Consider the following 13,442-nt stretch of genomic DNA (forward strand, 5'->3'; position numbering starts at 1 on the left):
GGAGTGTATAGCTCCCTCGTCTTTAAAGGGGAGTTATTACATGTACGAATTTAAGAACATACCGCAAGAGCTCAAAAACGCCCCTCAATGGATATTATGGCGTTCCGAAGAACGTGACGGTAAGAAAACAAAAGTGCCGTATCAGATTGACGGCAGCATGGCACAATCCAGTAATAAAAGAACCTGGTCAACATTTCCGACAATTATAAAATTTTATAATAACCGAGACTATGACGGGATCGGCTTCATGTTTTCAAAAGATGATCCGTTTATAGGCATAGATATTGACCATTGTGTCGAGGATGGGGTTTTGTCATCATTCGCACAAGAAATTGTTGATAGTGTAGGCAGCTATACCGAATTTTCACCAAGTGGAGAAGGTGTCCACATTATTGCTAAAGGTAAGATACCATTACGGGGCCAGGGAACAGGAAGAAAAAATCCCGAACTAGGATTAGAAGTATATAGACATGGGCGCTATTTTACCTTTACAGGTAACAGTCTTGGGATAGGAGCCATAGAGGAACGATCGGACAAGCTCAAGGAGCTCTTTGATAAATATTTGAAGGACAAAAAAGAAGAAACGAAAACATCTAGCCCGTCTGCTGCTTCATCCCGTGATATGAATAATCTTTCTAATAAAGAGATATGGGAAAGGATGTTCAACAGCAAGAACGGAAAGAGCATTCAAGATTTGTTTAATGGTCATTTGATAAACGAGGATCATTCTGCCACAGATATGGCCCTGTGTAATCATTTGGCATTTTGGACCGATAAAGACACTTCAAAAATGGATTCGATGTTCCGTGAAACGGGATTGTATCGGGAGAAGTGGGATCGGCAACACTCATCCGATGGTGCTACATATGGAGAAATGACCATTGCAGCTGCCGTTTATTCTACTCATAAAACAATATCCGATTTGATGGAAGAACAGCAGGATCAGCCTTACGAGGTATATATTTCTCATCCTGATAATTCTCAAGTTGAGGACACCGAAGAAATTATAGATACGCCGCCCGTATTTCATTTGACCGAGTTGGGGAATGCTGAAAGGCTTGTCTATTATCACGGAAAAAATATCCGGTATTGCAATGAGCTTGAATGGTTAATTTGGAATGGGAAGATGTGGGAAGAAGACAGTAAACGAAAAATTGAGGCTTTAGCTGCTCAAACATTGCGTGCCATTTATGGTGAAGCAAAAGCAACGGAAGACGGGTACAAAAAAAAGCAGCTGAACGACTGGGCAAAAAAATGCGAGCGCCGCAATATTCGGATGAATACGATTTTAGATACACGACCGATGGTTGCCGTTAAAAAAGAGGAGCTCGACTCACATAAATATCTCTTTAATTGTGAAAATGGTGTGATTGATTTAAAGACAGGTGAAATATTGCCACATGATCGGGATTTGCTATTTACAAAAATTTCAACAGTGGCTTATCAAAAAGATGCTGATTGTCCAAACTGGAAAGCATTTTTAGAAAGTATTTTCATAGATGAAAACGGGCAACCGAACTATGAAATTATTAATTTTATGCAAAAGGCCATTGGCTATGCATTAACGGGTGATACGTCTGAACAAGTTATGTTCTTTCTATTCGGAAACGGCCGTAATGGTAAATCAACCTTTATCAATACTGTTCAACAACTTCTTGGAGACTATGGGCGGCAAACGAACAGCGATACATTTATTAAAAAGAAAAATGATAGCAGCATTAATAATGACATCGCCCGCCTTGATGGTGCACGCTTTGTGTCGGCTGTAGAGAGTGAAGAAGGACAGCAACTTTCTGAATCATTGGTGAAGCAGATCACCGGAGGCGAAAAGATGTCCGCACGTTTCTTGCGCCAGGAGTATTTTGAATTTACACCAGAATTTAAAGTGTTCTTTACGACAAATCATAAACCAATCGTAAAGGGAAGCGACGAGGGTATTTGGAGACGTATTCGATTAGTTCCTTTTACGGTTACGATTCCAAAGGAAAAAGTAGATAAGAAGCTGCCGCAGAAACTAGCTGCCGAAATGCCAGGTATTCTAAGATGGGCCGTTGAGGGATGTTTGAAATGGCAAAAAGAAGGGCTCAAGGAGCCGGAGGTCATAAGGAAAGCAACCGAGGGATACCGAGAGGATATGGACATTCTAGGGCCGTTTCTTGCTGAAAGATGCGTGATCCATCCAGCCTCAAAAGTTGAATCGAAAGAGATTTATAAGGAATACAAGAACTGGTGTTATGAAAACGACGATGTAGAGCTAAAAAACAGGGCCTTTTATCGTCAACTTGAGATTAGAGGTTTTAAAAAGGAAACAGGAGCAAAAAATAAATTGTTTTTCATCGGAATTGGCTTACAAAAATTACAAGGTCATCTTAATTTTGATGAAAGGGTTAGTAAAGGGGTTAGTGAACCAACAACAAAAAATAACGTAACGCCGATGACAAGAAAGAAGCTCTAAGCATTGGTATATAAGGGTTTTAAATGATACTTTTCATTGGAAAAACAATATAGGGTTAGTAAGGGTTAGTTTTTTTATATGTTCCTCTCACATGAAAATTAATTAATAAAAAAATAAATATATATATAGGGCTTTAATACAAAAATATATAACCCTAACTAACTCACTAACCCAAAAACTAACCCTTTTTTAAAAGAGGTGGGAAAAATGCACCCAAAACAAATTTGTGCAGATATAGAAATGTTGGGCGCTCGTTTGGTTCTCGATGGTAACGATCTTTATATTGAGAATCCCGAAAACGTCTATCAAGAACTTGTGGAATTTGTCCAGTCTTACAAGAAACGAATTATTCGTTATTTGAAAGGCGAATACTCGGATCAAGAACATAATGTGAAACAAACAATAGATAAAATCATTAATTATTACATGGGCGTTGCTCAAGACTTAAATAAAAAAATAGATGACTGGTTCAATCATGATTATGAATCAGTTATGAAGGTGATGAAATTGCTCGTTTTATTTTGGGAGAACGGATGGAGAGACCTTGACACTTCCGTTTCAAATTTTGAAAGTGAGGAAACGGACAAGCTATCTTTAGAAATTTACGAAAGGGCCATGTCTTATTTTAAGGGAGATAAATCATGACTATTATTCACTACAACTATTCAGATACAGAATTAAAAGAAATTTTAGGCAGCATGGTCATTATTGTGGATACGAGAGAACAGAAGAATCAACATGTTCTTGATTATCTTCGCAAAAAGAACGTATCAATCAAATTCAAAGGGATGAAGACGGGTGACTATTCCGCAATGATTCCCAAAAATGAGGCATACGGGATCAATAGAGATATGTATTTAAACGCTGCTATCGAAAGGAAAAACGGAGTTGATGAACTTGTTCAATCCATTAAGGATCGTTCCAGGTTTGAAAATGAATTGATTCGTGCATCAAAAAACCCTTTCACTCTTCTTGTGGAAGACCTGGAAGGGTATCAAAAAATACTCAACGGAAAATATCGTTCAAAATATGAACCTAAATCGTTGCTAGGCAGCTTGAAAACATTTGAGGTTCGTTACAATTTCTCAACGGTTTTTATTAATCCAAGTGCGACCGGAAACTATATATATCATCATTTTCATTACATGGCCCGTGAATTACTAAAGGGGGGCTTGATGTGAATGAATTAATGAAGGCCCTTTATATTGAGCGAAAAAAGGATGAAATCAAAGCGCAGCTGCTTAAAATGGGATATTTTAAAACGCCTGATGGTCGGCAGTTGTATGAACTTTCACTAGATGAATTAGACGGAATATTCAAAAAACAATTGATTGAAAGGGGAAATAAAAATGGCGTTTGTAGGTTTTGAAGAATCACACGAGGTGCGGCAGCTGGCTAAAAGTTTAATTGATGAACACCACCCACATTTAAAAGATGCGATAGGACACATTGGTTTTTATATTCGAGAAGGCAGCAGCAAATGGGCGGGGAAAGCGAAAAAATGCACGGCCTTTGAACGCCATATGACCGATTACATGCTTTTCGTATTTGTAAATAAGGAAGCCTGGAAGGCAATGAACAAGAAACAGCGTGCCGCCCTGGTCGATCATGAACTTTGTCATTTTACACGTACTAAAACGGAAGAACCTGACCCGAAAGATGCGAGGAATTGGATTACTGTGTACGGGCCTGCCGATGATCCTGACAGCTGGGGAATAAGAGAGCATGATGTGGAGGAATTTTCCGAAATCATTGAGCGTCATGGTCTTTGGGATACGGGTATTGAATCATTCGCCGCAGTTGTGCGGGAGGCTGATCACCAAATGAATATTGATGATGTAAACCGTATAACAAGGGTCAAGTAAATGAGAAATCGTCTACTTATCTTTTATATCGTGTTCGGATTGTTTTCAGCTTTATCAATAATAAATGTGAAATAAAAGGCTTATATAAGCACTAAAGATACCCTAAAGGTTTGGAGTTAATGCAATGAAAAGTATAGAACTGTTTGCAGGAATCGGAGGAATTGCGCTTGCTGCAGAATGGGCGGGTATTGAAACTGTCGCCTTCTGTGAGCGTGAACCCTATTGTCAAAAGCTACTGAATCAAAATTTCCCAAACGTTCCTGTCTTTGATGATGTACGCACCTTGAATAGACAACTTTTAGAAGATAAAGGAGTGATTGAGCCTAGTGGAACAATTGACATTATTTCAGGAGGATTCCCTTGCCAGCCTTACAGTATTGCCGGGAAGCGAAGAGGCACGGAAGATGACCGCGACCTCTGGCCGGAAATGTTTAGGATCATCAAAGAAATTAGACCCACTTGGGTTGTTGGTGAAAACGTTGCTAACTTCGCAAAAATGGAACTCGACCGCACGCTTCTTGACTTGGAAGGTGCAGGTTACAAAGTCCAAACGTTCCTTATACCGGCTGTCGCCGTCGAAGCCCCGCATGAAAGAATGCGAACCTTCGTTGTTGCCTACGCCGACAGCTTCGGACGGAACAACGGGAGGAATAATCGGGAAGAACGATTCATTTCGAGTGACATCGGACGGCAACTTGAGAAAGGTGACGCAAAACGGAACGGACGGATCAATAGGTCTTGGAAGGTATGTTCAGTTCTTTCCGACACCGACCAAAGCTATAATGTGGCCCACGCCAAGAACGAAGGGGATGTGCGGAGGGACAGGTTCATTTCAGACGATGATCGACCTTCAAACAAAAGGCGTGATCACAGAAACCGAGAGAAAACAAATGACGGCGGGCAATGGTGGGCAGCTGAACCCGATGTGGGTAGAGTGGCTCATGGGGTTCCCAATCGGGTGGACAGAATTAAAGGATTAGGCAATGCCGTTGTACCACAACAAATTTACCCAATCTTTAAAGCGATTGTTGATATATCAAATAGAACCTAGTGAAAGGAGGCAATGAAAGACTTGAGATTACAAGAGATTCCAAGTAAAATTATAGAGACTTTAGACACAAAAGAGCCTATTGTTTTAGTTTTTTCTGATGGCATATTGAAATATACACAATTACCGCCGCATGGTGAAACAAAAATCGTTACACATGACAACAAAGTGACTCGAGTTACCTTCAATGAAGGCGAGTTATTCTAGTAAATAAAACCGTTCTACCGGAAAGCCGGTGGGCACTGATCATGACAGCATAAACGCTGTTTGGTTGGTGTCCCTTTTTTATATTCAGAAAAGAAGAAAACGAGGTGTAAATCTATGTTCAAAAAAAGAACTGACGTTACTAAGAACAAATGTACCCAAAATCGCACGCAGGAGCTTTCATATGAAGAGATAAAGGAACTCATGGGTGTTTACCGCCCAACATATAAAAGAAGCCGTGGCGGGGCGTTAAAAAGCAAATAAAGGGGGAGGGTATTTTATGTTGGGTGAACCACCTGTAATAGATAAGAAAGAGACGAGAAAAAGAGTTGAAAGTATACTTGACAATTATCGTTTGTATCTTCTTCAAGTTCCTGATGATATGCTGCCTAAAATAACGGCCGGATTTAGTATCGTGCCGCCAGCTGCGACGAATGCTTTTCATTCTTCCACCGAAAGTACAGCCATTAAACGTATTGAGTGGGAGCAAAAGCGAAATGCATATCTTGAGAGAGTTCAAAAGGCTGTCAATCGTCTTCCGTATAATGAGAGACAAATAATCATTAAACGTTACATGCAGCAAGAACCTGTTTTCGATTACCAGGTATACAATGAAATAGGCATGAGCGAAAGATCGTATACACGCCTGAAAGGAAAGACGTTCCTAGACTTGGCGTATGCGCTCAATGAAGTTGTATTTAAAGCACCTGTTTAGAGGTGTTTTTATTTTGGCGTTTTATTGGCGTAAAACTGGCGTATTTTTGGCGAAATGTTGGCGCAGCATGACAGAAAAAAGGTTGTAATATTGTATTATGCGATAGATTGAGAACGGCTTCCGAAGGAGGTCGTTTTTTTTCATTCACTAAACTTAAAAAGGAGTTGATAGATTATGGCGTCAGGATTTGGAGTGTCGGCGAACCCGACAAAAGCCAATCACAAAATTGGAGAGGATAAGGTCGTGCGAATTGCGGTACAAAACCACAACGACTTTATTGCTGGTCCGAACCTTATTCCTCAACGAAAAGTTGCAGGGAAATGGGTTACGATCAAAACGAATTCACCGAACGAACTCAACCCAAGTGAAAAACGGTACGATGAGTTCAGTATCAAGGAATCGCTTGATAACAAGAAAGGTACGTATCGATTCAAGGTTGATGTAGAGCGTTACGACAAACATGGTAATCATGTTGAAACAATCGGTACATTCTTCACATCTGAATTTTATATTAAGTAATTGATTGAAGCACCGTCTTTCATGGCGGTGTTTTTCTATTTGCTGTAAAGCGTCCCTGTCTGTTTACAAAATCAATGGCGGCTAACAAACGGGGGCGGCTTAGATCAAATAAAAAAGGAGAGTGTGGACTTATGAAATCGGGCTATGTGGTCTTAACGGATTATTGCGACCCTTACCTAGAGTTTTATGAAGATTATTCAGAGGCGAAAAAAGAATTTGACCGAAGAACTAACAACAAAAATGAAAACAGCCTTAACATACATCTTTGTCAGACGCTTGAGTCTTTTACAAGTGAAGGTAATAAGTGATGCCCTTGAAACGTTGTAACGTTCCCGCCTGCCGGGAATATATAGACTGGACCGAACGCTACTGTATGAAGCACCAGGGCTATGCTGATAAGCAATACAACAAAGATGTGAGATTCAACAAACAGAATGAAGCGCACTACAAATACTATCAAAGCAGAGAATGGAAATTACTTCGAGAAGCAAAGAAGCGTGAGAGTCATTACAGATGTGCTGTGTGTGCCGCAGAAGGACGTGTAAACATGTCCAATAGGTTAGTGGTCCATCATAAACATAAAGAGCTTCGAGAGGTATTTCATGACGATATAGAGCGCAATGATTTAAACAACCTTGAAGTGCTTTGTCAGTTTCATCATAACCAGGAGACATTTAAAAAAAGGAGTGTAAGGGAATGACTCAAAATATTGTAACTAAAGAACAAGTAGAGAAGATCATTAGTAAATCAACTGTGGATGTGAAAACGGTTTTTGATAAATGCACAATCGTTACATGTGTTCTTCCAAACGGTTTCGTCATTGTGGAACATTCAGCTTGTGTTGATCCAAAAAACTATGATGAGAACATTGGAGCTAAAATCTGTCTTGAGAAAATAAAAGATAAAATTTGGGAGCTTGAAGGGTACAAACTTCAATATCAGTTAAAAAAAGATAATTAAGTCCCCCCGACAATGAACGGGGTGGGCTTTTTTGATTCCTGGAAATCGGCGTCCCCTCAACTTTAAAAAAAGTGTTGAAATGGAGTTTTGATTTTTCCCGTTTTTTGCGGTTTTTCACTCATTCATAAAATGGCTCGATCCTTTATAGGCGTTGAGATAGAGCGATTTTACTCATTTGTTTGATTGCCTAAAATTAATAGGTTGGATTTTGCTGAAAGGTGGTGGTTTTTATTGGCGAGAAGAAAACAATTGACGGACACATTAAAAGGGCAAATATCAAATGAAGAACGAGAGCAGCGGCAGCAGCATGAAGAAAAATTGAAAGGCATTTCGCCATTGAAAGAGAACCCGCCTTATTGGCTGTCAACAATGGCAAAAAACGAATGGATCAGAATTTACCCGCATATTATCGAGCTGCCTATTTCAGAACTGGATCGCACTTTGTTGGCTATGTACTGTAATAGTTACGCACAGTATCGACAGGCACTAGATGATGTGGCAGCAGAGGGACAAGTCGTTTTTGAAGTGAATAGTAAGGGGTTTGAAGTGAAAAAGAAAAACCCGTCTATTGAAATCATGATGCAAATGTCGAAAGAGATTCGAGCCATTGCAGGACAACTTGGTCTTGCGCTTGATGCCCGATTGCGTCTAGTCGGTTTAGGTGATGACAGCGAAGAAGACGATATATTTGAGGCAATGAGGCAGGATGACGACGATTAAAAATGACCCCGGTACTCTTTACGCTAAAAAAGTAGTAAACGGGGAAATTGTAGCAAGTAAAAAAGTCATCCAGGCTTGTAAAAGACATTTGCGGGATCTTGAAAAATCAAAAGACCCTAACTATTCATACGAGTACAAGCCGAAAAAAGGGGCGAAGGTTGTAAAGTTTCTTGAAATGCTGCCGGATATTTCAACGGGAAAACCTACGTCATTAGCACTCTTTCAAAAATTCATTGTCTATATGATATTTGCCTGGCGAGACAAAGAAACAGGATATAGACGTTTTACAAAAGCATATATCAGCATGGCACGTAAAGGCGGTAAATCCGTTCTTGTGGCTGGTATAGCTTTATATGAATTGCTTTTCGGTGATGCGCCTAGATACGATCGACAGATTTACACGACGGCAAACTCTCGTAAACAAGCAAAAGCGGTTTTTAACATGATTGTCATGCAACTTAAAAAGTTGCGGAAGAAATCAAAACAAATTAAGAAAATGACCAAGATTATTCAAAATGAAATCCGTTTTTTGCTAGAGGATAGCATCATCATGCCATTATCTCGTGATACAGACAACCTTGACGGATTAAACGTATTGGTCGGTATTCTTGATGAGTTTCACACGGCGACTAATACAAAAATGATTGAGGTTTTAGAGTCCTCACAAGGTCAACAAGACCAGGGGCTTATCTTGATCATTAGTACAGCGGGTTTTAAGCTCAACGGTCCTATGTATGCACAAGAATATCCGTATGTAACGGATATATTGAGCGGAAAGAAAGAGAATGAAAACTATTTTGCCGTTGTCTATGAGCAAGATGACGAAAAAGAGATAAGCGACGAAAGCACTTGGATAAAAAGCAACCCGTTGCTTGAAGTTGAAAGTATGAAAAAGAAATTGCTCAAGAACTTACGCAAAAAATTGAAAGAAGCCCAGGAAAAAGACGATCTGAACGGAACGCTTGTTAAGAACTTCAATTTGTGGCGTTCTGCTTCTTCGGATAGTTTGTTGAACGGTGAGGATTGGAAAGATTGTGCCATTGAGGAGAAGCCGGATATATACGGAAAGCCTGTTTATATCGGTGTGGATTTATCCAGGGCGGAAGATTTATCTTCACTCGGCTTTATTTATCCTTTAGAGGACGACGAGGAAAACATTTATATTGATAGTCATTCATTTGTTGGGAGTAAAGGCGGTCTTGAAAATAAAATTCAACGTGACAAGATTGACTATAGAAGGCTTGAACAAGAAGGGTATTGCACAATAACAGACAAAGAGTCCGGGATCATTAATTTACAACAAGTGATTGACTACATGGTCGATCACATAACGAAAAATGATTTGCAAGTAAAGGGCATCTTTTATGATCCATATAACATTTCGTTATTCCTCAATGAAATTGAAAAATATGGCTACCCTGCTTTTGAAGTAAGGCAAGGGGTAAGGACGTTATCAGAGCCAACGAAAAACTTTAGACTCAATGTCATGGATCAGCGTCTCCTGCATACAAACAACCCATTACTCAACCTGGCAATTAACAACGCCATTTTGAAAAAGGTCAATGATACGGTGCAGATCGACAAGGATTTGAACCGGGAAAAAATTGACCCAATCGCTGCCGTTATGAATGCATATACAGAAGCAATGTACCATTACGAGCAAAATGAAACAGATTGGGACGCATATTACCAAAGTGAAGATTTTGGTATATAGAAGGAGGGGAAACAGTGCCAAAACAATTTAATCGTTTCATCAAGGGAGTATGGCGGTTCTTAACATTGAACCTTCATACTCTTTTGTTTTTGTTGGGGCTAATCCTTATCAATACCGCCGTTTACATGGTCGGGATGATTTTGGGGATTGCGGCTAGTGGTGTTTTGCTAGTCTTTGTTGCCATTCTTCTCAACCATGAAACAGAAAGGGGGTAGAGGAAATTGGCGTTCTTTAGATCAATCAATCAACAAAGCGCAGGACAAAGGGAATTTAATGAAATTTTGGTGGGCTTAGATGGTTTAAGTTATGTGCCAGCAACAGCTATTAAAAATAGTGATGTGTTCACAGCGGTTCACGTCTTGTCGTCAGACATAGCAGCAAGCCCCATCATGATAAGAAACAACGGAATAGAAGAAAAGGATAGTGACCTGTTTCAGCTTATCAACGAGCGCCCAAACGAATATTACTCGGGGTACTCATTCAAATATATTCTTGTCGCTAATGCGCTTTTAAACGGTCAATCGTTTGCTTATATCAAACGGGATAAAGACGGCACGCCATGGGAGCTTATTCACATGTTAAATAGTGAAGTCTCGGTTGATCAAATAAAGGGAAGGAACGATATTGTTTACCGTTATTACCCTTCTGACGGAAAAGAAACTATTTTGAAACCGTCTGACGTGCTGCATATCAAATTTTCCTCTCTGGATGGGGTAAACGGAAAGAGCCTCTTATCATGTCTCAAGCATGAACTTGAAAGCCAGGAGGCGGGGAAAAGGCTTGTCACGGACTTTTTTAGACGTGGCACAAATTTGAGCGGCATTGTAAACCTGAAAAAAGGCATACCATCACCCGAAGCAAGAGAAAACCTACGCAAAGAATTTGAGAAGGTTAATTCCGGCGCTAGGAATCAACAAAGAATAGCGGTCTTGAGCGAAAACGAAGAATTTAAGCAGCTTGAAATCAGTACGAAGGTTCTTGAAATCGTCAATAACTACACGCATTCAACCAAACAAATTGCGAAAGTGTTCGGATTGCCGCCTCACAAGTTGGGAATCGAGCAAGTGAATACTTCCCTGGAGCAAGCGAACCTGGATTATTTGACAAACACGCTTTCAAATTACTTTGCTGCCATTACAGCGGAATTAAATTTCAAAATGCTTTTTTACCCGGAAAGCAGGACCAAACGTTTTCAGTTTGATGCAAGACGATTCAAGGAAACAGACGCCAAAACAAAGCGGGAAAATGTCATTGCATTACTTCAAAACGGCATTTATTCGCAAAACGACGCATTAGCAGAATACGGGATTGCGCCTATTGAAAATGGAGATAGGCGCTTTATGAGTTTGAACTATGTGGATGTTGACATTATGGACGAAATCCAAAAAGCGAAGGCGAAGGGACTTCCGATTCCTACGGTCGATAAAGGGGGTGATGATATTGGAGAAGGAGATTAGAGCCATTCAAGAGGGTTCGCTAAAGGCGACAGAAAAAACCGATAAAGGCAGGATGATCACAGGCTATGCATTGAAATTTGGTACACGCAGCCACAACCTGGGCGGCTTTATCGAAACCATTGAAAAACGAGCGCTGCAAAATGCTGATATGTCAGATGTAAGGGCGCTTATTGACCACGATCCGTCAAAGATTCTAGGAAGAACCAAAGCCGGAACATTGAAACTATCTGTGGATGACATTGGCTTGCGATTTGAATTGTCTTTGCCGAACACGCAATACGCAAATGATCTATATGAAAACTTGAGACTTGGCAACGTTTCAAATTGTTCATTCGGCTTTCACCTTGCCAAAAATGGCGACAGCTTTAAACGAGATGAAAAATCGGGGCTGCCGTTGAGGAGCTTAAACAACATTTCACGTATTACTGATGTTTCTATCGTCACTTATCCGGCTTATGAAGATACTGACGTATCAATCGCACAGCGGCATTTAAAGCAGCATCAAAATAGCCATTTAGAAAAAGAAAAAATCAAGTTAGAGCTTGATCTAATTGAATTAAGTCTTTAGAAAGCACTCGTACATTGCGGGTGCTTATTTTATTTGGAAAAGGAGCATGAACATGTTAAAAGAGAAAATTCAGGAATTACGTTCAGAGATCACAAAAAAACAAACGGCTATCAATACAAAAATTAAAGAAGCGCAGAAGCGGGCTGAAGAAGATAACCTTGAAGAAGCAAAAACGATTAAAGATGAAATCACTTCTTTAAAAGCAGAGATTGAGACAATGACAGAAAAATTAAAAGAGCTAGAAGAACTAGCAGGGATCGAACAAGTAGAAGTGACAGAAGGAGAAGAAAGATCGTTTAATCCACGAGGCCCAAAAGTGAATCTTCCAAACGAAATCGAAGAAATTCGTAGCAAAGTAAACGACTATATCCGTTCGTATGGTCAAACTCGTGATGGGCTAAAAACTATTGATGCAGAGCCGATTATTCCAGTTGAAATTTTAACAACGCCGCAGCGTGAACCCGAAGATGTGGTTGATTTGGCTTCAATGGTTAATAAAAAGGCAGTAAAAACAGCTAGTGGAACATACCCGGTTATTGCAAATGCAAAGGTTGGACTTGTATCTGTAGCGGAACTTGAGAAAAACCCGGAGCTTGGTAAACCCGAATTTAAAAAGGTACGTTATGACGTTGAAACGTATCGTGGAGAGCTTCCGATTTCTCAAGAATCAATTGATGATGCTGGCGTAGATTTAACGTCTTTAGTTGCTGAATTCTTGCAACAAACAAAGCTAATCACAACTAACAGAGCAGTAGCAGCGGTTATTAAAACATTTACAAAGAAAACAGTTGCAGACACGGATGGCATTAAGCAAATTTTAAATGTTGATTTGAAACAGGCGTACAAACGTAATATTGTTGCGACTGCTTCTGCTTTCCAACATCTTGACACATTAAAAGATAAAAACGGACAGTACATTTTACAACAAAGCATTGCTTCACCTTCTGGAAAAACATTGTTTGGTAATTCAATTACTGTAATGGATGATGAGGTTTTAGGCTCAAAAGCTGGTGATATGATGATGTTTATTGGTGACTTAAAAGCATCCATCTTTTTTGCTGATAGAGTGGACGTTACTGCAAAATGGGTTGAAAACTCTGTCTATGGACAAGTGTTATCAATTGCGACCCGTTTTGACGTTCAAAAAGCTGATGAAAAAGCCGGGTTCTTCGTTACGATCAAGCCGCCAGTTGAAACAGGCGCTACAGAATAGGAGT

At 39.9% G+C, this 13,442-nt stretch carries 17 protein-coding genes; all 17 read left to right on the forward strand.

Annotated features, from left to right (window positions below):
- Nucleotides 1-40 precede the first annotated feature (40 nt).
- The 17 genes from BAE31_RS10110 (at nucleotide 41) to BAE31_RS10190 (ending at nucleotide 13,438) form a co-directional block, all read left to right on the forward strand.
- Nucleotides 41-2,455, forward strand: a complete 2,415-nt coding sequence (locus BAE31_RS10110) for a phage/plasmid primase, P4 family (RefSeq protein WP_076840355.1) — start codon at nucleotides 41-43, stop codon at nucleotides 2,453-2,455.
- A gap of 207 nt (nucleotides 2,456-2,662) precedes the next feature.
- Nucleotides 2,663-3,100: a hypothetical protein gene (locus BAE31_RS10115; protein ID WP_076840356.1), complete on the forward strand. Its 438-nt coding sequence runs from the start codon at nucleotides 2,663-2,665 to the stop codon at nucleotides 3,098-3,100.
- On the forward strand, nucleotides 3,097-3,636 hold the full coding sequence (locus BAE31_RS10120; RefSeq protein ID WP_034319962.1) for an ERCC4 domain-containing protein: 540 nt from the start codon (nucleotides 3,097-3,099) through the stop codon (nucleotides 3,634-3,636). The genes BAE31_RS10115 and BAE31_RS10120 overlap by 4 nt, the downstream gene beginning before the upstream one ends.
- Nucleotides 3,633-3,824 (forward strand): Fur-regulated basic protein FbpA, encoded by a 192-nt coding sequence (gene fbpA / locus BAE31_RS10125; RefSeq protein WP_076840357.1) that lies wholly within the window; start codon nucleotides 3,633-3,635, stop codon nucleotides 3,822-3,824. Before BAE31_RS10120 ends, fbpA begins: the two co-directional genes overlap by 4 nt.
- Nucleotides 3,805-4,320 carry a putative metallopeptidase gene (locus tag BAE31_RS10130; protein WP_076840358.1) on the forward strand — a complete coding sequence of 172 codons (516 nt, stop codon included), beginning with the start codon at nucleotides 3,805-3,807 and terminating at the stop codon, nucleotides 4,318-4,320. The genes fbpA and BAE31_RS10130 overlap by 20 nt, the downstream gene beginning before the upstream one ends.
- A 124-nt stretch (nucleotides 4,321-4,444) precedes the next feature.
- A complete protein-coding gene (locus tag BAE31_RS10135; RefSeq protein ID WP_076840359.1) occupies nucleotides 4,445-5,371 on the forward strand; it encodes a DNA cytosine methyltransferase in 927 nt (308 codons plus the stop codon).
- A 21-nt stretch (nucleotides 5,372-5,392) separates the two neighbouring features.
- Nucleotides 5,393-5,575: an XtrA/YqaO family protein gene (locus BAE31_RS10140; RefSeq protein WP_083703999.1), complete on the forward strand. Its 183-nt coding sequence runs from the start codon at nucleotides 5,393-5,395 to the stop codon at nucleotides 5,573-5,575.
- 277 nt (nucleotides 5,576-5,852) lie between these two features.
- Nucleotides 5,853-6,287 (forward strand): ArpU family phage packaging/lysis transcriptional regulator, encoded by a 435-nt coding sequence (locus BAE31_RS10145; RefSeq protein ID WP_076840361.1) that lies wholly within the window; start codon nucleotides 5,853-5,855, stop codon nucleotides 6,285-6,287.
- Between the two features lie 174 nt (nucleotides 6,288-6,461).
- Nucleotides 6,462-6,806 (forward strand): structural protein, encoded by a 345-nt coding sequence (locus tag BAE31_RS10150; protein ID WP_076840362.1) that lies wholly within the window; start codon nucleotides 6,462-6,464, stop codon nucleotides 6,804-6,806.
- 307 nt (nucleotides 6,807-7,113) lie between these two features.
- Nucleotides 7,114-7,506, forward strand: a complete 393-nt coding sequence (locus tag BAE31_RS10155; protein ID WP_076840363.1) for an HNH endonuclease — start codon at nucleotides 7,114-7,116, stop codon at nucleotides 7,504-7,506.
- A complete protein-coding gene (locus tag BAE31_RS10160; protein WP_076840364.1) occupies nucleotides 7,503-7,766 on the forward strand; it encodes a Gp49 family protein in 264 nt (87 codons plus the stop codon). The genes BAE31_RS10155 and BAE31_RS10160 overlap by 4 nt, the downstream gene beginning before the upstream one ends.
- A 231-nt stretch (nucleotides 7,767-7,997) precedes the next feature.
- Complete coding sequence (locus tag BAE31_RS10165) at nucleotides 7,998-8,486, forward strand: phage terminase small subunit P27 family (RefSeq protein ID WP_076840365.1); 489 nt, start codon at nucleotides 7,998-8,000, stop codon at nucleotides 8,484-8,486.
- On the forward strand, nucleotides 8,473-10,200 hold the full coding sequence (locus BAE31_RS10170; protein WP_076840366.1) for a terminase large subunit: 1,728 nt from the start codon (nucleotides 8,473-8,475) through the stop codon (nucleotides 10,198-10,200). Before BAE31_RS10165 ends, BAE31_RS10170 begins: the two co-directional genes overlap by 14 nt.
- A 14-nt stretch (nucleotides 10,201-10,214) precedes the next feature.
- Nucleotides 10,215-10,415, forward strand: a complete 201-nt coding sequence (locus BAE31_RS10175) for a hypothetical protein (RefSeq protein WP_076840367.1) — start codon at nucleotides 10,215-10,217, stop codon at nucleotides 10,413-10,415.
- Between the two features lie 6 nt (nucleotides 10,416-10,421).
- Nucleotides 10,422-11,657, forward strand: a complete 1,236-nt coding sequence (locus BAE31_RS10180; RefSeq protein WP_076840368.1) for a phage portal protein — start codon at nucleotides 10,422-10,424, stop codon at nucleotides 11,655-11,657.
- Nucleotides 11,635-12,225 (forward strand): HK97 family phage prohead protease, encoded by a 591-nt coding sequence (locus BAE31_RS10185; RefSeq protein WP_076840369.1) that lies wholly within the window; start codon nucleotides 11,635-11,637, stop codon nucleotides 12,223-12,225. The genes BAE31_RS10180 and BAE31_RS10185 overlap by 23 nt, the downstream gene beginning before the upstream one ends.
- A 52-nt stretch (nucleotides 12,226-12,277) precedes the next feature.
- Entirely contained in the window at nucleotides 12,278-13,438 is a 1,161-nt protein-coding gene (locus BAE31_RS10190; RefSeq protein WP_073206599.1) for a phage major capsid protein, read from the forward strand.
- Nucleotides 13,439-13,442: the final 4 nt, after the last annotated feature.

Source organism: Bacillus sp. I-2, assembly GCF_001974945.1.
Classification (GTDB): domain Bacteria; phylum Bacillota; class Bacilli; order Bacillales; family Bacillaceae; genus Bacillus; species Bacillus safensis.